General features: G+C 73.6%; 14 protein-coding genes and 1 riboswitch. Of the genes, 3 read left to right on the top strand and 11 right to left on the bottom strand.

Annotation, left to right across the window (positions count from 1 at the left end; genetic code table 11):
* Positions 1-2: 2 nt before the first annotated feature.
* The 10 genes from DAA34_RS05865 to sucC all read right to left on the bottom strand — a co-directional run bounded on the left by DAA34_RS05865 (position 3) and on the right by sucC (position 10,603).
* Positions 3-992, bottom strand: a complete 990-nt coding sequence (locus DAA34_RS05865) for a DMT family transporter (protein WP_106818016.1) — start codon at positions 990-992, stop codon at positions 3-5.
* Positions 982-2,634: a bifunctional phosphoribosylaminoimidazolecarboxamide formyltransferase/IMP cyclohydrolase gene (purH, locus tag DAA34_RS05860; protein ID WP_106818015.1), complete on the bottom strand. Its 1,653-nt coding sequence runs from the start codon at positions 2,632-2,634 to the stop codon at positions 982-984. Before purH ends, DAA34_RS05865 begins: the two co-directional genes overlap by 11 nt.
* An 11-nt stretch (positions 2,635-2,645) precedes the next feature.
* Positions 2,646-3,248: a phosphoribosylglycinamide formyltransferase gene (gene purN, locus DAA34_RS05855; protein ID WP_106818014.1), complete on the bottom strand. Its 603-nt coding sequence runs from the start codon at positions 3,246-3,248 to the stop codon at positions 2,646-2,648.
* On the bottom strand, positions 3,245-4,414 hold the full coding sequence (locus DAA34_RS05850; RefSeq protein ID WP_106818013.1) for a cell division protein PerM: 1,170 nt from the start codon (positions 4,412-4,414) through the stop codon (positions 3,245-3,247). Before DAA34_RS05850 ends, purN begins: the two co-directional genes overlap by 4 nt.
* A gap of 88 nt (positions 4,415-4,502) precedes the next feature.
* Entirely contained in the window at positions 4,503-4,973 is a 471-nt protein-coding gene (gene ribH, locus DAA34_RS05845; RefSeq protein WP_106818012.1) for a 6,7-dimethyl-8-ribityllumazine synthase, read from the bottom strand.
* Complete coding sequence (locus tag DAA34_RS05840; protein WP_106818011.1) at positions 4,973-6,220, bottom strand: bifunctional 3,4-dihydroxy-2-butanone-4-phosphate synthase/GTP cyclohydrolase II; 1,248 nt, start codon at positions 6,218-6,220, stop codon at positions 4,973-4,975. Before DAA34_RS05840 ends, ribH begins: the two co-directional genes overlap by 1 nt.
* Positions 6,217-6,852, bottom strand: a complete 636-nt coding sequence (locus tag DAA34_RS05835; RefSeq protein ID WP_106818010.1) for a riboflavin synthase — start codon at positions 6,850-6,852, stop codon at positions 6,217-6,219. Before DAA34_RS05835 ends, DAA34_RS05840 begins: the two co-directional genes overlap by 4 nt.
* Before the next feature lie 4 nt (positions 6,853-6,856).
* Positions 6,857-8,014 (bottom strand): bifunctional diaminohydroxyphosphoribosylaminopyrimidine deaminase/5-amino-6-(5-phosphoribosylamino)uracil reductase RibD, encoded by a 1,158-nt coding sequence (gene ribD / locus DAA34_RS05830; protein WP_199847428.1) that lies wholly within the window; start codon positions 8,012-8,014, stop codon positions 6,857-6,859.
* 127 nt (positions 8,015-8,141) lie between these two features.
* Positions 8,142-8,271: riboswitch (FMN riboswitch) on the bottom strand.
* Positions 8,272-8,508: 237 nt separating this feature from the next.
* Entirely contained in the window at positions 8,509-9,399 is an 891-nt protein-coding gene (gene sucD, locus DAA34_RS05825; protein ID WP_106818008.1) for a succinate--CoA ligase subunit alpha, read from the bottom strand.
* A 19-nt stretch (positions 9,400-9,418) separates the two neighbouring features.
* Entirely contained in the window at positions 9,419-10,603 is a 1,185-nt protein-coding gene (gene sucC / locus DAA34_RS05820) for an ADP-forming succinate--CoA ligase subunit beta (RefSeq protein WP_106818007.1), read from the bottom strand.
* Between the two features lie 158 nt (positions 10,604-10,761).
* Here sucC and DAA34_RS05815 point away from each other — a divergent pair, with 158 nt between their 5' ends.
* Positions 10,762-11,724: an esterase/lipase family protein gene (locus tag DAA34_RS05815; RefSeq protein WP_234354129.1), complete on the top strand. Its 963-nt coding sequence runs from the start codon at positions 10,762-10,764 to the stop codon at positions 11,722-11,724.
* A gap of 52 nt (positions 11,725-11,776) precedes the next feature.
* The gene (locus tag DAA34_RS05810) at positions 11,777-12,631 is read left to right on the top strand and encodes a M23 family metallopeptidase (protein WP_106818006.1); all 855 of its coding nucleotides are present in this window, start codon (positions 11,777-11,779) and stop codon (positions 12,629-12,631) included.
* Positions 12,632-12,653: 22 nt separating this feature from the next.
* Here DAA34_RS05810 and pcrA read toward each other — a convergent pair whose 3' ends face one another.
* Entirely contained in the window at positions 12,654-15,134 is a 2,481-nt protein-coding gene (gene pcrA / locus DAA34_RS05805; protein ID WP_106818005.1) for a DNA helicase PcrA, read from the bottom strand.
* A 98-nt stretch (positions 15,135-15,232) separates the two neighbouring features.
* Here pcrA and DAA34_RS05800 point away from each other — a divergent pair, with 98 nt between their 5' ends.
* The gene (locus DAA34_RS05800; RefSeq protein ID WP_106818004.1) at positions 15,233-17,497 is read left to right on the top strand and encodes a 6-phosphofructokinase; all 2,265 of its coding nucleotides are present in this window, start codon (positions 15,233-15,235) and stop codon (positions 17,495-17,497) included.
* Positions 17,498-17,593: the final 96 nt, after the last annotated feature.

Here is a 17,593-nt window from a genome sequence, read left to right as displayed (position 1 = left end):
GATCAGGTTGCGGAGATCCGGCGGGCGCGGGCGGCCCACCCGGCGAGGGCCGCCGCGACGAAGGTGATCGCGACCCCGAGCCACATCGCCGGTCCGACGGCATCGCGGGTGCGTGGGTCGAGCAGGTCGAGCGCGAGCGCCGAACCGAGCTGACCCGTGAGCAGCGCGAGGCCGAAGACGAGGACCCCGAGGTGCCGCACGCCCCACGCGGAGATCGCGATGAACCCGATCCCCGCGACCCCGCCGAACCACGCCCACCACGGCGCGGCAGGAAGCGCTACGGGGTGGAAGGTCCCCGCCGCGAGCTCCCCGAGGGCGATGACCACGAGCAGCGTCGTCCCGGTGAGGAAGTTGAGGAAGGTCGTCGACAGGACGTGCCGGCTCTCGATGTTGACCCGGGCGTTGGTCCCCTGCTGGATCGCGACCCCGCCGCCGACGAGGACCGCGAGGACGATCGGCAGCAGGGAGAACTCCGCCCCGCCCAGTCGGCCCGACACGGCCACGGCGACGCCGACGATCGCGAGCAGCGCGGCCCCGACCCGGTCGAGGTGGACCGGCTTCCGACCGCCCGGGCCGATGCCGAGGCGGTCGACCGCGAGCGCGTTGCCGGTCTGGCCGGCGATCGACGCGACGGTGAAGAGCGCGACACCGACGAGCGGCACGGCGAAGGTCTGGCACGCGACGAACAGCCCGCCGGCGAGGCCACCGATGCACTGGAACCACCGGAGCCGACCGTCCCGGACGCCTGCGCGTACGCGCCCCAGACCGGCGCGGACGCGCGGGAAGGCGAGCAGGCAGGTGAGCACCGCCAGACCCGACCCGAACGACCACAGCGCCGCCTCGATGGGCTGCCCCATCGCCCGCGACAGCTCGCCGTTCATCCGACCCTGGGCCGAGGTGAGCACCCCGCCGAGCACCGCGCCGACGAGTGCCGGGCCGTGCTGGACCTCGAGCTCGGGGGGGCCCGATACCTCAGTGGCCTCAGTGGGCAAAGTGGCGCGTCCCGGTGAAGTACATGGTCACGCCAGCGGCCCGCGCGGCCTCGACGACCTCCGCGTCCCGCATCGACCCGCCCGGCGCGACGACGGCGCCCACCCCGGCGTCGAGCAGGACCTGCAGCCCGTCGGCGAAGGGGAAGAAGGCGTCGGAGGCCGCGACCGCCCCTCGGGCCCGCTCCTCCCCCGCCCGGTTCACCGCGAGGTGGCACGAGTCGACCCGGTTGACCTGGCCCATCCCGATGCCGACGGACGCACGGTCCTTCGCAAGGAGGATCGCGTTCGACTTGGTCGCGCGCACCGCGCGCCAGGCGAAGGCGAGATCGGCAAGGGTCGCCTCGTCGGCAGACTCACCGGTGACGAGCGTCCAGTCCGCGGGGTCGTCCCCGTGGCCCTGGGTCGGCGTGTCGTCGGCGGTCGGCTCGAGGTGGGCGTCGATCCGGTCGACGTCCTGGACCAGGACGCCGCCGGACACCGGGCGCAGCTCGACCGCTCGCCGGTCGGCGGCCATCGCGTCGGCGTCGACCCGCAGCAGCCGGATGTTCTTCTTCCGGGACAGGATCTCGAGCGCGTCGTCGTCGAAACCGGGGGCGACGACGACCTCGGTGAAGATGTCGGCGACGGTCTGCGCCATCGCGGCGGTGACCGGGCGGTTGACGGCGATGACGCCGCCGAAGGCGCTCAGCGGGTCGCACGCGTGGGCCTTGCGGTGGGCGTCGGCGACGTCGGACCCGACGGCGATGCCGCACGGGTTCGCGTGCTTGATGATCGCGCACGTCGGGGCGTCCCCGTGGTCCCCGGCGGCGCGGAGAGCGGCATCGGCGTCGACGTAGTTGTTGTACGACATCGGCTTGCCGTGGAGGAGCTCGGCGGTGGCGATCCCGGCACCACCGTCGCGGTAGAGCGCCGCCCGCTGGTGCGGGTTCTCGCCGTAGCGCAGGACCTGCTCCCGCTCGAGGGCCAGACCGGTGAACGCCGGGAACCCGGTGCCCTCGCTCGTGTCCGCGTAGCCGTCCGCCATCCACGAGGCGACCGCGACGTCGTAGGCCGCGGTGTGCGCGAACGCGTGCGCGGCGAGGCGCGTGCGGGCCTCGAGGGTGAACCCGCCGGAGCCGATCGCGGCGAGCGCGTCGGCGTACTGGTCAGGGCTGGTGAGCACGGCGACGCTCGGGTGGTTCTTCGCCGCGGCGCGGACCATGGACGGCCCGCCGATGTCGATCTGCTCGACGCACTCGTCCGGCGTGGCGCCGGAGGCGACCGTCTCGCGGAAGGGGTAGAGGTTGACGACGACGAGCTCGAACGCCGCCACCCCGAGCTCGTCGAGCTGGGCGACGTGGTCGGCCTTTCGGGTGTCGGCGAGCAGGCCCGCGTGGACCTTCGGGTGCAGGGTCTTGACCCGGCCCTCGAGGCACTCGGGGAAGCCCGTCAGCTCCTCGACCCGGGTGACCGGGATGCCGAGGGAGTCGATCCGCGCGGCGGACCCACCGGTGGAGACGAGCTCGACACCTGCCTCGTGCAGGCCCCGGACGAGCTCGTCGAGCCCGGTCTTGTCGTAGACCGAGACGAGGGCCCGGCGGACGGGGCGGACGTCCTGAGACGGGCCGGGGGCGGACGGGTGGCCGGGCGTGGGGGTGCTCATCGCGCAGGATCCTACCCGCGGGCCGGCAGGGCGATCGTGCCCGCGGCGAGCCCCGCGAGGACGTCGACGAGCATCCGGCGCTCGAGCACCTTGATGCGTTCGTGGAGGGTGTCCTCGGTGTCCTCGGGCTCGACCCGGCAGGCCTGCTGGTCGATGATCGGCCCGGTGTCGACCCGGTCGTCGACGAGGTGACACGTCGTCCCCGTCACCCGCACGCCGTGGGCGAGCGCGTCGCGGACCCCGTGGGCGCCCGGGAAGCTCGGCAGCAGCGCGGGGTGGGTGTTGATCACCGGCGCCCCGGCGAGCACGGCGGGGCCGAGGATGCGCATGAACCCGGCCGAGACGACGAGGTCAGGGGCGTGGGCGGCGAGCTGCTCGGCGAGCGCCTCGTCCCACGCGGACCGGTCGACGTGGTCGCGGGGGGCGACGACAAAGGTCTCCACCCCGGCGCGCTCGGCCCGGGCCAGGCCCTCGATGCCGTCCCGGTCGGCGCCGACGGCGACGACGCGTACGGGCGCGTCCTGGCCGGTCCACTCGTCAAGGACCGCCTGGAGGAGGGTCCCCGACCCGGACACGAGGACGACGATCCGCAGCGGCGAGGTGCGCGTGGTCATCGCAGCCGCCGGACGTCCCGGACGAGGACGACGACCGCCCCCAGCAGCATCTCGCCCGCGAGCGCGAGCGTCAGCAGACCGGCGGGCGCCCCGACCGACGACAGCCGGGCGGCCCCGAAGGACCCGCCAGCCAGGGCGTCGAGCAGTCCGACGAGGACGGCCGCGAGCAGGATCGCGACCCCGATAGCCACGGCCTTGGTCCCGCTCGAGGCCAGCCGGCTCATCGACCGCAGCGTGCGGTGGGCGACGAACGCCCCGACGAGCACCGGCAGCAGCGCGAGCAGCGGGGTGAACCACGGCATGGGTCCCGGCTCGGGGTGTGCGGCGAGGATCGGGACGACCGGCAGGACCGACGGTTCCGACACCGACCACGACGTCGCCGCCTGCTCGCTCACCGTGTACCCGGGCCCCGCCGCGAACGACAGCGCCCACGTGCCGAGGTTCGGCAGGAGCAGCACCTGGGCCAGCAGGAGGACGGTCGTGCCGACGCCGTCGGCCCCGAGCGCGTGCTGGAGCCGGGCGGCCTCGCCGGCGTGCAGGGCGAGGGCGAGCACGACGAGGAGCGATCCGACGCCGAGCAGCGCTCCGGCCCCCTCGAGCGCGCGGGGCAGCGCGAGCCGGACGCTCCTGGGCGCCCGGGCACGGACGGCATCGAGCGCCTCGGTGGGGGCGAGGGCGGCGAGCAGGCCGAGGCCGGGCACGAGGAGCAAGGGCAACCACAGCGAGGGGATCACCGCCCGCAGCGGGCCGGTCGCGGCGACGGCCGCGACGATCCCGACGACCGCGTAGCCACCCCACCACGCGAGGGCGCGACACCACAGCCCCTCGCCGGGGGTCACCGCCCGCCGGGCGCCCTCCCACGCGATGGCGACGAGCAGGGCGAACCCGAGCAGCGGGGTCACCGCGATCGTCGCGTCGTCGACCGCGAGGCGCGCGCCGCCGAGCAGCAGCCACAGCGCCGCACCGACCGACGTGCCGTCGCCGAAGCCCAGGTCCGCGCGCGGCGCCCCGGCGACGGCGAAGCCGATGAGGAGGACGACCGGCAGCAGCCCGGCGAGCGCCGTCCCGGCGCCCCAGCCGGCGCTCCGCAGGAGGGGTCGCCACCCGACGTCGGGGGCCGAGACCGCTCTTCCCGACGCGGACCGGATCAGGTCGACGACGCTCATCCCGTGCATCCTCGCCCCGCGGCCCCGCCGATCGTCGGCGCAACGCCGGGCGGGACCGGATGCGTCGGACGGCGGGGGCCGTGACGGGTCAGCGGAGCTCGCGCAGGGTGAGCGCTGTCGACAGCGCCGCCTCGGCCGCCTCGCGGCCCTTGTCCTCGCGCGACCCCTCGAGCCCGGCGCGGTCAATCGCCTGCTCGTCGGTGTCGCACGTGAGGAGGCCGAAGCCCACGGGCACCCCCGTGTCGAGGGCGACCCGCGCCAGGCCGTCCGTCGTCGCGCCGCACACGTAGTCGAAGTGCGGGGTACCGCCGCGGATGACGACCCCGAGCGCGACGACCGCGTCGTGCGTGCGGGCGAGCGCGGCCGCGACGACCGGCAGCTCGAACGACCCGGCGACCCGCACGAGCGTCGGCTCTTCCACCCCGGCCTCGCCGAGCGCGGCCCGGGCGCCCGCGACGAGGCCGTCCATGACCTGGTCGTGCCACAGCGAGGCGACGATCGCCACCCGCAGGTCGCCCGCGTCTCGCACGGTCATCGTCGGCGCTCCGTGCCCAGCCATCAGTCGGTCTCCTTCGGGTCGGTGAGCCACGGGAGGTCGTGGCCCATGCGGTCGCGCTTCGTCGTCAGGTAGCGCAGGTTGTCGTCGGTGACCCGGCTCGGCACCGGCACCCGCTCGGCGACCTCGATCCCCAGGTCCGTCATCGCCGTGACCTTCGCGGGGTTGTTCGTCAGCAGGCGCACCCGCGTCACACCGAGGTCCCGGAGGGCGTGGGCGGCGACGGTGTAGTCCCGCGCGTCGTCCGGCAGACCGAGGGTGCGGTTCGCGTCGACCGTGTCCTCGCCGAGGTCCTGCAGGGCGTAGGCACGCAGCTTCTCGACGAGCCCGATGCCCCGCCCCTCGTGGCCGCGGACGTAGACCACCGCACCGGCCTCGCTCGCCGCGACGGCCTCGAGCGAGGCATCGAGCTGGGGTCCGCAGTCGCAGCGACGGGACGCGAAGACGTCCCCCGTGAGGCACTCGGAGTGGACCCGCACGAGCGGGGCGTCGGCCGCGGCGAGGTCACCGTGGACGAGCACGACCTGCTCCTGCGCCAGACCCTCGACCTGTGTGCGGTACCCGTGCGCGAGGAAGGTGCCGTGGTCGGTCGGCAGTGCGGTCGTCGTCACCCGCTCGAGCAGCTGCTCGGTGCGCGACCGGTACGCGATGAGGTCCTCGATGCTCACGAGCCGGACGCCCCACTGCCGGGCCAGCTGCGCCAGCCGGGGCAGGCGGGCCATCGTCCCGTCGTCATCGACGATCTCGCAGATGACGCCGCTGGGGTGGCGCCCGGCGAGGCGCGCGAGGTCGACCGCGGCCTCGGTGTGCCCGGCGCGGACGAGGACGCCACCGCTGCGCGCGCGCAGGGGAAAGACGTGCCCGGGCCGGGCGAGGTCGGCCGCGGTCGTCCCCGGGTCGGTGAGCAGCCGCGCGGTGATGGCACGGTCGGCGGCGCTGATGCCGGTGCTGATGCCCTCGCGGGCGTCGACGGAGACCGTGAACGCGGTGCCCTTCGCGTCCTCGTTCACGGCCGTCATCGGCGGCAGACCGAGCCGGTCGAGGTCGGGTCCGGTCATCGGCACGCAGATGAGGCCCCGGGCGTCGCGCAGGGCGAAGGCCATGAGCTCGGGCGTCGCAGCGTCGGCGGCGAAGACGAGGTCGCCCTCGTTCTCGCGGTCCTCGTCGTCGACGACGATGACGGCCCGGCCCGCGGCGATGTCGGCGATCGCGTCCTCGATGCGGTCGAGGACGATCCCGTCGGCGGTCACGCGTCCTCCTTCGGGGCGGTGCGCACGAGGCGCTCGACGTACTTGGCGACGACGTCGACCTCGAGGTTGACGACGGCCCCGACCGGCGCCCGTCCGAGGGTCGTCAGCTCGAGGGTCGTCGGGATGAGGCTCACCTCGAACCACGGGGCGGGCTCGTCGCCGGCCGCGAGCGCCGACACGGTCAGGCTCGTGCCGTCGACGGTGATCGAGCCCTTCTCGACGACATACCGCGCCAGGTCGGCCGGAAGGGAGATCCGCACGACCTCCCAGTGCGGGGACGGGGTGCGGGCCAGGACCGTTCCCGTGCCGTCGACGTGCCCCTGGACGAGGTGCCCGTCGAGCCGTCCGCCCAGGGCCATGGGCCGCTCGAGGTTGACGCGCGATCCCGGCGCGAGGGCACCCAGGCTCGAGCGGCGCAGCGTCTCCGCCATGACGTCGGCGGTGAACGTCCCCGCCCGCGCCGCGGCGGCACCGGGGTCGGTCACCGTGAGACAGACCCCGTTGACGGCGATCGAGTCGCCGTGGGTGGCGTCGGCGGTGACCCGCTCCCCGCGGACGGTGAGGCGGGTCGCGTCGCCGAGGTCCTCGACGGCGACGACCTCGCCGAGCTCTTCGATGATGCCGGTGAACACGGGCTCACTCCTGGGTCGTGCTGGGCTGGTCGGCGGTCTCGGGGGCGACGACGTCGGCGGTGATGCGCACGTCGGGGCCGCACCTGCTCACGTCGGTGACGGCGAGTTGGACGGCGTCGCCGAGGGTGCCCACGCCGGTCTCGACGAGGGAGGCGGGGCCGGCGCCGAGGAGGGTCGGGGCGACGTACGCGACGACCTCGTCGACGAGGCCACGCGCAACCATCGACCCGGCGAGGGTGGCGCCGCCCTCGAGGAGCACGTGGCGGACGCCCCGCTCCCCCAGGCCGGTGACGAGCGCGTCGAGGTCGAGCCCGTCGGCGGCGACGGGGACCTCGAGGACGTCGATCCCCGCGTCGGTGAGCCGGGCGGTGCGGCTGCCGCGAGCGGCGACGACGAGGGTGGGGGCGGCGTCGTCGAGCACGCGGGCGGTGAGGGGGATCTCGGCGCGGGTGTCGACGACGACGCGCAGCGGCTGGGCGGCGATGCGGTCGATCCCGCCGGTGGCGTCGCGGATGGCGAGATGCGGGTCGTCGGCGGCGGGGGTGCCCCCGCCGACGAGGACGGCGTCGACCGCCGCGCGCAGGGCGTGGACCTCGTGCCGGGACTCGGCCGAGGTGATCCAGCGGCTCGTGCCGTCAGCGGCGGCGGTCCGTCCGTCGAGGGTCTGGCCGACCTTCCACGTGACGACCGGCCGGCCGCGGCGGGCCCACGTGAGCCAGGCCCGGTTGGCCCGTTCCGCGGCGCCCCGGTCGGGGTCGTCGGCGGCGAGCACCTCGACGTCGACGCCGGCGGCGCGCAGCACGTCCGCTCCCCCACCGGCCTGCGCCGTCGGGTCGGGCACGGCGACGACGACCCGGGTGATCCCGGCCTCGCGGAGCGCATCGACGCACGGACCGGTGCGCCCGGTGTGGCGGCACGGCTCGAGGGTGACGACCGCCGTCGCGCCCCGCGCGGCATCCCCCGCGTCGGCGAGGGCAGCGACCTCCGCGTGAGGGCCACCCGCCCGCTCGTGCCAGCCGCGGCCGACGACCGCACCGCTGGCATCGAGGACGACGCAGCCGACGACCGGGTTCGGGGAGGTCGTGCCGGTGCCGCGGCGAGCGAGGTCGACGGCCTCGCGCAGCGCAGTGCGCTCGGTGGGGGTCATCCCGCTGGGGCTCATCCCGCGCCGCCTCTCGTGTCGCTCGACCGGTCGAAGGTCGTGCCACGGGGTCGCGCGAGGAGGCCGCCGGGTTCACCGACGGACGGCGTCGTCGGACGCCCGGACAGCGCCCGGACGCACGGCGACGCCGCGTGCTGCCTCCCATCCGGACTCTCACCGTCGGTGCTGGAGTTCCACCAGCTCAACCCTCGGCCGAAGCCTCGGGCTCGCGGACTGTCACCGCCGGCTCGGAATTTCACCGACCCCGGAGCACGCGTACGTGTCTCGTACGGAGCCACCGTACCCCGGCCCGCCGCACGTCCCGCGCCGGCTGTGGCCACCCTCACCGCTCGCGCCTCGCGAATCGGGTCGCAGTCACCGGATCCGGTGACCACGAGTCGACTCGCACGGCGAGAGCACGGAATCGCGCCGGCAGGGGTCACCACGCGCACGAGGGGCCCCGACCGCAGCGGTCGGGGCCCCTCGTCATCACACCGGCGCGCGCCGGCGCCGGGTCACTGCTGGATGTTCTGCATGATCTCGCGCATGAGGGCGGCGGTCTCGGACGGCGTCTTGCCGACCTTGACGCCGACGGCCTCGAGGGCCTCCTTCTTGGCCTGCGCGGTACCGGAGGAGCCCGTGACGATGGCGCCGGCGTGGCCCATCGTCTTGCCCTCCGGCGCCATGAAGCCCGCGACGTAGCCGACGACCGGCTTCGTCACGTTCTCCTTGATGTACGCCGCGGCGCGCTCCTCGGCGTCGCCACCGATCTCGCCGATCATGACGATCGCGTCCGTCTCGGGGTCGTTCTCGAACGCCTCGAGGCAGTCGATGTGCGTCGTGCCGATGATGGGATCGCCACCGATGCCGACGGCCGTGGAGAAGCCGAAGTCCCGCAGCTCGTACATCATCTGGTACGTCAGCGTGCCCGACTTCGACACCAGGCCGATGCGGCCGGTGCCGGCGATGTCGGCCGGGATGATGCCGGCGTTCGACTTGCCGGGGCTGATGATGCCCGGGCAGTTCGGCCCGATGATCCGGGTCGCCTTGTCCTTGGAGTAGTTGTAGAACTCCGCGCTGTCCTTGACGGCGATGCCCTCGGTGATGACGACGCACAGGCCGATGCCCGCGTCGACCGCCTCGATGACGGCGGACTTCGCGAAGGCCGGCGGCACGAAGACGACGGACACGTCGGCGCCCGTCTCCTTCATCGCGTCGGCGACGGACCCGAAGACGGGGACCTGCTTGCCCTCCGGGAAGTCGACCGTCGTCCCGGCCTTGCGCGGGTTGACGCCACCGACGACGTTCGTGCCCGAGGCGAGCATGCGCGTGGTGTGCTTCATGCCCTCGGAGCCGGTCATGCCCTGGACGATGACCTTGGAGTCTGCGGTCAGGAAGATTGCCATGTCAGTCAGTCCGTCCTTGTCAGTTCGCCGCGGCGAGCTCGGCGGCCTTCTTCGCCGCGCCGTCCATGGTGTCCTCGATGGTCACGAGCGGGTGGCCGAGCTCCGCGAGGATCCGGCGGCCCTCCTCGACGTTGTTGCCGTCGAGACGGACGACGAGCGGCTTCGTCGCGTCGTCGCCGAGGGTCTTCAGGGCGCCGACGATGCCGTTGGCGACCGCGTCGCAGGCGGTGATGCCGCCGAAGACGTTGACGAAGACCGACTTGACCTGCTCGTCACCGAGGATGACGTCGAGACCGTTGGCCATGACCTCGGCCGAGGCACCGCCGCCGATGTCGAGGAAGTTCGCCGGCTTCGCGACGCCGCCGGTGTGGTCCTGCCCGGCGTAGGCGACGACGTCGAGCGTGCTCATGACCAGGCCTGCGCCGTTGCCGATGATGCCGACGTTGCCGTCGAGCTTGACGTAGTTGAGGTCCATCGCCTTGGCCTTGGCCTCGAGCGGGTCGGCCGCGGCCTTGTCCTCGAGCTCTGCGTGCGAGGGCTGCCGGAAGGCGGCGTTCTCGTCGAGCGTGACCTTGCCGTCGAGCGCGAGGATCTTGCCGTCCTCGTCCTTGACGAGCGGGTTGACCTCGACGAGCGTCGCGTCCTCGTCCCGGTAGACGACCCAGAGCTTCTTGAGGACGTCGGCGATGGCCGCCTTGTCCGCGTCGTCGAAGCCCGCGGCGTCGACGATCTCCTGCGCCTTCGCGTCGTCGATGCCGACGTTCGGGTCGACCTCGATGCGCGCGAGGGCCTCGGGGCGCTCGACCGCGAGCTGCTCGATCTCCATGCCGCCCTCCTTGGAGCACATGGCGAGGTAGCTGCGGTTCGCGCGGTCGAGGAGGATCGAGAAGTAGTACTCCTCGGCGATCTTCGCGCCCTGGGCGATCATCACCGTGTGGACGGTGTGGCCCTTGATGTCCATACCGAGGATCTGCTCGGCGTGCTGCTCGGCCTCCTCCGCGGTCTTGGCGACCTTGACGCCGCCGGCCTTGCCTCGTCCGCCGGTCTTCACCTGGGCCTTGACGACGGTGACCCCGCCGCTGCTGGCTCCGATGGTCTCGGCGGCCGCGCGGGCCTCCTGGGGCGTCGTCGCGACGGCGCCGGCCAGGACCGGGACACCGTGCTTCTCGAACACGTCACGTGCTTGGTACTCGAAGAGATCCACGAGCTCGAATCCGTCCTCACTGATGGTCGGGTGGTCGATCCGAGCCTAGCCCTGCGGCCGGGAGGGAAACGTCGGCGGTCGCCGAACGGTCGCTCCGGGTCTGCGCCCTGCACCGACGCAGCGTGCGCGAGCGGTCCGCCCGTCGAGATGATGTGACCGTGGCCCACCCCAGCGTCCGTCAGCGACCGGCCCCCGCCGACCCCGGCGGGGACGGGCGCCTGCGCGTGCTGGCGCGGGACGGCGCCACCCGTGCGCGGCGGCTGGCGTCACCCACCGGCGTCGCCGGGGCGACCGTGGAGAGCCTGTCGTGGGCGGCCCGGGTGGCCCTGTACCCGCTCGGAATCGTCGCGGGGCCCGGGGTGGACGAGGGCCACGGCTACCGCATCGAGCACCTGAGCCCCGGGCAGCGCAGCCTCATCCTCCACGACCTCGAGGCGGCGGGGACGCCGATCCTGCTCGTGCACGGGCTCATCGACAACCGCTCGACGTTCGTGCTCCTGCGCCGGGCGCTCAAGCGGCGCGGGTTCGGCACCGTCGTCGCGATGAACTACTCCATCCTCACGCGCGACGTGCGGGTGGCCGCTGCTCGCCTGGCCCAGGAGGTCGATGCGCTCGTCGAGCAGACCGGCTACGAGCGGATCCACGTCGTCGGCCACAGCCTCGGCGGCCTCATCGCGCGGTACTACGTCCAGCGCCTGGGCGGCGACAGCCGGGTGCACACCCTCGTCACGCTCGGCACGCCGCACGGCGGCACCGAGCTCGCCCGCCTGCTGGGAACCCCGATCCTGCGCCAGCTGCGCCCGGGCAGCCCGCTCATGCAGGAGCTCGCCGGGCCGGCGACCGGCTGCCGGACGAGGTTCGTGTGCTGGTGGTCCGAGCTCGACGAGGCGGTCGTCCCGGCGCGCAACGCGATGCTCGTCCACGACGACCTCGCAGTGACGAACATCCGGCTCCGCTCGGCCGGCCACCTGTCCCTGCCCAACCTCCCGAACGTCGCCGCGGGCATCGCCGGGACGCTCGCGATGCTCGACGCCGACGGGGACGTCACGACCGCGTCGGTGACGCCCCTGACGACCCGGGCCGACCGGCGGAACGGGTCCGGGGTTTTGTATTACGAATAGGTCACGCTAGTGTCCTCCCGACCTCGACCCCTGCCGTGAGGACCCCTGAGACGTGAGCGCCTACCGAGGCCGGCACCGGCCGCCGAAGAAGACGTCGATCCTCCCCGCGGCTCTGGCCTCCGGCAACGCCATGCCGGCTGCCGCCGCCGCGACCCTCGTCGTCTGTGCCGTCGGTGCCACCGCCGCCCAGTCCTCGGCCACCGCCGCGGGGTCCCCGACGGGCGGGATGAACGCCGCCGCGATGGGGGCGCAGCCGGCCACCGTCCTGCCGAAGGCCTCCGACGACGCGCGGCGCCAGCTCGCCGAGTCGTCCGCGGACCGCGCCTCGCTGAGCGAGCGCCGCCAGGAGGGCACCGTCCAGACCGCGGCGTTCCACGGCCGCGAGGCCGTGCGCGCCGCGCGGTCGAAGGAGCGCGCCGCCCTCGCACGGGCCAAGTCCAAGACTGCGGGCACCCCCGCGCCTGCCGGAACGTCCGGGAACGCCGGCACGAACGCCGCTGCTCCGGCGACGACGCAGAGCGGCTGGGTCATGCCGGTCCTCGGCGCGCCCGTCACCTCCGGCTTCGGCTACCGCTGGGGCCGGATGCACGAGGGCCTCGACTTCGGTGCCGCCGAGGGCACGCCGCTGTACGCGATGTCCGGCGGCGGCCGGGTGACGTACGCCGGGTGGATGGACGGCTACGGCAACTGCACCGACATCACGTACCCCGACGGCACGATGATCCGCTACGCGCACCAGAGCCGGATCGACGTCACGGTCGGCCAGACGGTCCAGGCCGGCCAGGTCGTCGGCGCGGTCGGGAACACGGGCCGATCGTTCGGCGCGCACCTGCACGTCGAGGTCCACCCCGGCGGCGCGGGGGCCATCGACCCCTACGGCTGGCTGCTGCAGAAGGGCATCCTCTGACCCCGGTCGCCTGACGACGCCGTCACAGCTTCTCGAGCGGTGCGTACCGCAGGAGGAGCCTCTTCGTCCCGGTCTCCTCGCCGAAGTCGACGTGCGCGACCGTCTTGTCGCCCTGGCCCTCGACCCGAACGACCGACCCGAGGCCGAAGGTGTCGTGGGTGACGCGGTCGCCCGGGGCGAGCGCGATGACCTCCCTGGTGCCCGGGCTGCGCACGCCGGGGCGGCGGGCGAGCGTCGCCACGGCCGGGGCGCGGTCCCCGCGGGCCATCGGGCTGGCCCCGGCGAGCCGCTCCCAGGTGACGAGGTGGGCCGGGATCTCGTCGAGGAAGCGCGAGGCCGGGTTGTACTGCGGGGCGCCCCACGCCGAGCGCACCGTCGCCCGGGACAGGTGGAGCCGTTCGCGCGCCCGGGTGATCCCGACGTACGCCAGGCGCCGCTCCTCCTCCAGCTCCTTGGTGTCGCCGAGCGCGCGCAGGTGCGGGAAGGTCCCGTCCTCGAGGCCCGTGAGGAAGACGACGGGGAACTCGAGCCCCTTGGCGGTGTGCAGGGTCATCAGCGCCACGACGCCCTGACCGTCGGCGTCCTCGTCGGGGATCTCGTCGGCGTCGGCGACGAGCGAGACCTGCTCGAGGAACTCGTCGAGGCCCGCGACCTCCCCCGTCTCGGCGCGGGTCTCGTCGAACTCCCGCGCGACGGACACGAGCTCGGCCAGGTTCTCCAGCCGGGTCTCGTCCTGCGGGTCCCGGCTCTGCTGCAGCTCGGCGACGTACCCGGAGCGGTCGAGGGTGGCCTCGAGGAGGGTGCCGACCCCGCCGCCCTCGTCCCGGATCCGCCCCAGCTCCTCGAGCAGCGACGTGAAGCCCTTGATCGCCGTCACCGACCGGGTCGCGATGCCCGGGGCGTCCTCGGGGCGGCCGAGCGCGGCGACGAACGAGATCCGCTCCCGCTCGGCGAGCGCGGAGATCGCCGCCTCCGCGCGGTCCCCGATGCCACGCTTGGGGGTGTTGAGGATGCGCCGGAGATTGACGGTGTCCTCGGGGTTCGCGATGACCCGCAGGTAGGCGAGCGCGTCCTTGATCTCGCGGCGCTCGTAGAACCGCGTGCCGCCGACGACCTTGTACGGCAGGCCGACCCGGACGAACACCTCCTCGAGGGCGCGGGACTGGGCGTTCGTGCGGTAGAAGACGGCGACGTCGCCAGGGCGGACCCCGTGGTCGTCGGAGAGGGTGTCGATCGTCTTCGCGACGAAGGCCGCCTCGTCGTGCTCGGAGTCCCCGACGTACCCGACGATGCGCTCCCCCGATCCCGCGTCGGACCACAGGTTCTTCTTCCGTCGGCCCTCGTTGCGCTCGATGACGGCGTTCGCCGCCTCGAGGATCGTCTGGGTCGAGCGGTAGTTCTGCTCGAGGAGGATCGTCGTCGCGTCCGGGTAGTCCTGCTCGAACTCGACGATGTTGCGGATGTCGGCACCGCGGAAGGCGTAGATCGACTGGTCCGCGTCGCCGACGACGACGAGCTCGCTCGGCGGCACGGCGTGCGGGTCGGGCTCGGTCGTCGCCCCGCCCGGTCCGCTCGCGCCGCCGACGAGCTCCCGGACGAGGACGTACTGGGCGTGGTTGGTGTCCTGGTACTCGTCGACGAGGACGTGCCGGAACCGACGCCGGTAGTGCTCCGCGACGTCCGGGAACGCCTGCAGGATGTTCACCGTCGTCATGATGATGTCGTCGAAGTCGAGCGCGTTCGCCTGCCGCAGGCGCCGCTGGTACATCGTGTACGCCTCGGCGAGCGTCTTCTCCTGGTGGGTGCCCTCGGCGACACGCGCGGCGTACGTCTCCTCGTCGACGAGCTCGTTCTTGAGGTTGCTCACCTGGTGGGTGAAGGACCGGGGCGGGTACCGCTTGGGGTCGAGGTCGAGGTCGCGCAGGACGAGCGCCATGAGCCGCTGGCTGTCGGCCGCGTCGTAGATGGAGAAGCTGCTGCGCATCCCGACCTTGGACGCCTCGCGGCGGAGGATGCGCACGCAGGCGCTGTGGAAGGTCATCACCCACATCGCCCGGGCGCGCGGCCCGACGAGCGCCTCGACCCGCTCACGCATCTCGGCCGCGGCCTTGTTCGTGAACGTGATCGCGAGGATCTGACCCGGCTGCACGCCTCGGGCGGCGAGCAGGTGGGCGATGCGCGTCGTGAGGACCTTCGTCTTGCCCGAGCCGGCACCGGCGACGATGAGGAGCGGGCCACCCTCGTGCAGCACGGCCTCGCGCTGGCGGTCGTTGAGGCCGGCGAGCAGCGCGTCGACGTCCACCGACGGACGACCGTCGGTGACCGACGGGTCGTCCGCGGACGGCGGGACCCAGCCGGGCTCGTCGACAGGACCCGGGTCCTCCGGCGGCGGGCCGTCGCCGAGCGCCCACACGGGGACACCCGCGTCGGTCACCGCGTGGGGATCGGCGGGGGTCGAGGAGGGATCCCAAGGGGTGTCGAGGTCGTCGAAGAGGCTGCCCATGTCGGCGCCAACCCTACGTCCGGGGTCCGACAGCCAGCCGTGCGCAGGCGCCGCACGCTCGCCACCTCGCGGTCATCTCGATGGGGTTGACCGGCCCCATGACCGCGCACCCGCCCCGGATCGCCGTCCTCACCAGCGGAGGGGATGCCCCCGGGATGAACGCGGCGGTCCGGGCGGCCGTGCGGGCCGGGATCGAACGCGGGGCGCACGTCTTCGGGATCCTCGAGGGCTGGCAGGGCGCCGTCGACGGCGGCCGCGGGATCCGGCGGCTCGGGTGGGACGACGTCGCCGGCATCCTGCACCGGGGTGGGACCGTCCTGGGCACCGCCCGCTGCCTGGCCTTCCGGGAGCGCGCGGGGATGCGGCAGGCCGCCTTCCACCTCGTCCAGCACCGCATTGACCGGGTCGTCGTCATCGGCGGGGACGGGTCGTTGGCGGGCGCGGCCGAGCTCGCCCAGCTCTGGCCGGAGCTGCTCACCGAGCTCGTCGCCTCGGGCGACCTCGAGCAGGAGCAGGCCGACGCCCACCCTCGGCTCGTCGTCTGCGGGCTCGTCGGCTCGATCGACAACGACATGGTCGGGACCGACATGACGATCGGCGCGGACTCGGCACTGCACCGGATCGTCGACGCGCTCGACGCGATCGCCTCGACCGCGGCGAGCCACCGGCGGACCTTCGTCGTCGAGGTGATGGGGCGCCGGTGCGGATACCTCGCGCTGGCGTCGGCCCTGGCCGGGGCGAGCGCCGCGGCGTTCATCCCCGAGGACCCGCCCGCAGCGGACTGGGGCGCACTGCTCGGGGAGAGCCAGCGACTGCGACACGAGCTCGGCGGTCGGGACTCGACGGTCGTCGTCGCCGAGGGGGCGCGGGAGCGGGACGGGCGGCCGATCACGGTGGAGTCGGTCCGGGAGGTGCTCGAGCGGTCGCTCGGCGCGGACGCGCGGTCGACGACGCTCGGGCACGTGCAGCGCGGTGGCACGCCGAGCGCCTACGACCGTTCGATGGCCTCGACGATGGGCGCGACGGCGGTGGACGTCCTCCTCAGCGGCGAGACCGAGCCGCAGGTCATCGGCGTCCGACACAACCGGGCGCACCGTTCCCCGCTGCTGCCGGCGGTCCGGCGCAACCGGGACGTCGCCCGGTTGGTCGACGAGGGTCGGTACGCCGAGGCGATGGCCGCCCGCGGCAGCTCGTTCACCGAGCTCGACGCGCTCCTGCGGACGATCCGGAGCCCGCACCCGACCCCGGCGCGGGCGACGCAGCCCCGGGTGGCCGTGCTGCACGTCGGGGGGCTGGCCCCGGGGATGAACGCCGCGGTACGGGCGGCGGTACGGCTGGGATCGGCGGAGGGGCTGGCGTTCGTCGGGGTCGAGGGCGGGCTGCGCGGGCTGCCCGACGGGTCCGTCCGCCCCCTGACGCCGGCGGACGTCGAGAGCTGGGTGGCCGACGCGGGGGCCGCGCTGGGCAGCCGGCGGGACCCCTTCGACGCGACGACCCTGCCGCGGCTCGCCGAGGCGGTGACCGCGCACGGGATCGACGGGCTGCTGCTCGTCGGGGGCTTCGACGCGTACGAGCTGGCGCAGCGGATCCGTGCCGGCCGAGCGGGGTTGCCGTCGTTGAAGCTCCCCGTCGTGTGCGTCCCGGCGAGCATCGACAACAACCTGCCCGCCACGGAGCTGTCGATCGGCGCCGACACCGCGTTGCAGGCGATCGTCGACTCGATCGACAAGATCAAGGCGTCGGCGACCGCGGCACGGCGTTGCTTCGTCGTCGAGGTGATGGGGCGCCGGTGCGGGTACCTCGCCCTCATGGCCGCGATCGCCGGGGGCGCCGAGCGGGTCCACCTTCCCGAGGACGGCGTCGACCTCGACACGGTGCGCGGGGACGTCGAGGCGATGCGGCGACGATTCGCGGCCGGGGGGCGGCTGTTCCTCGTCGTGCGCAGCGAGGGGGCGGACGACGACTACACGACGCCGGTGCTGGCCAACCTGTTCGAGGCGGAGTCGAACGGGGAGTTCGACGTCCGACCGATCGTGCTCGGGCACGTGCAGCAGGGCGGGGTGCCCTCGCCGTTCGACCGGGTGCTGGCGACGCGGCTCGCGGCGCGGGCTGTGGAGTCGCTGGCGGAGGCGTTCGACGCGCAGGCGGCGCCCGCGGTGATGATCGGGCTGCAGCGCGGGCGCCTGACGGCGACACCGATCGAGCAGATGGACGACCTCGTCGACTGGACGGCCCGCCGCGCGAAGGACCCGTGGTGGCACGGCCTCGCCCCCTCGTCCACCGCCTGGGCGATCCCCCACGCACCACCGCCTGACCCTGTCTCTTACTCACACCTGTCGCTGCCCCCTAATAGAGAGCTTTAGATCTTCCCATTTGCCCCATTCATTATAATAAACAATTACATCATGTCCTTCACATCCATTGGTATATCCACAGACTCCTCCCCTTCTTACTGAATC

The organism is Janibacter massiliensis (assembly GCF_900289115.1).
GTDB classification, from domain to species: domain Bacteria; phylum Actinomycetota; class Actinomycetes; order Actinomycetales; family Dermatophilaceae; genus Janibacter_A; species Janibacter_A massiliensis.
Note: the sequence above shows the minus strand (reverse complement) of the source record. Positions and strands in the feature narration are given on the sequence as shown.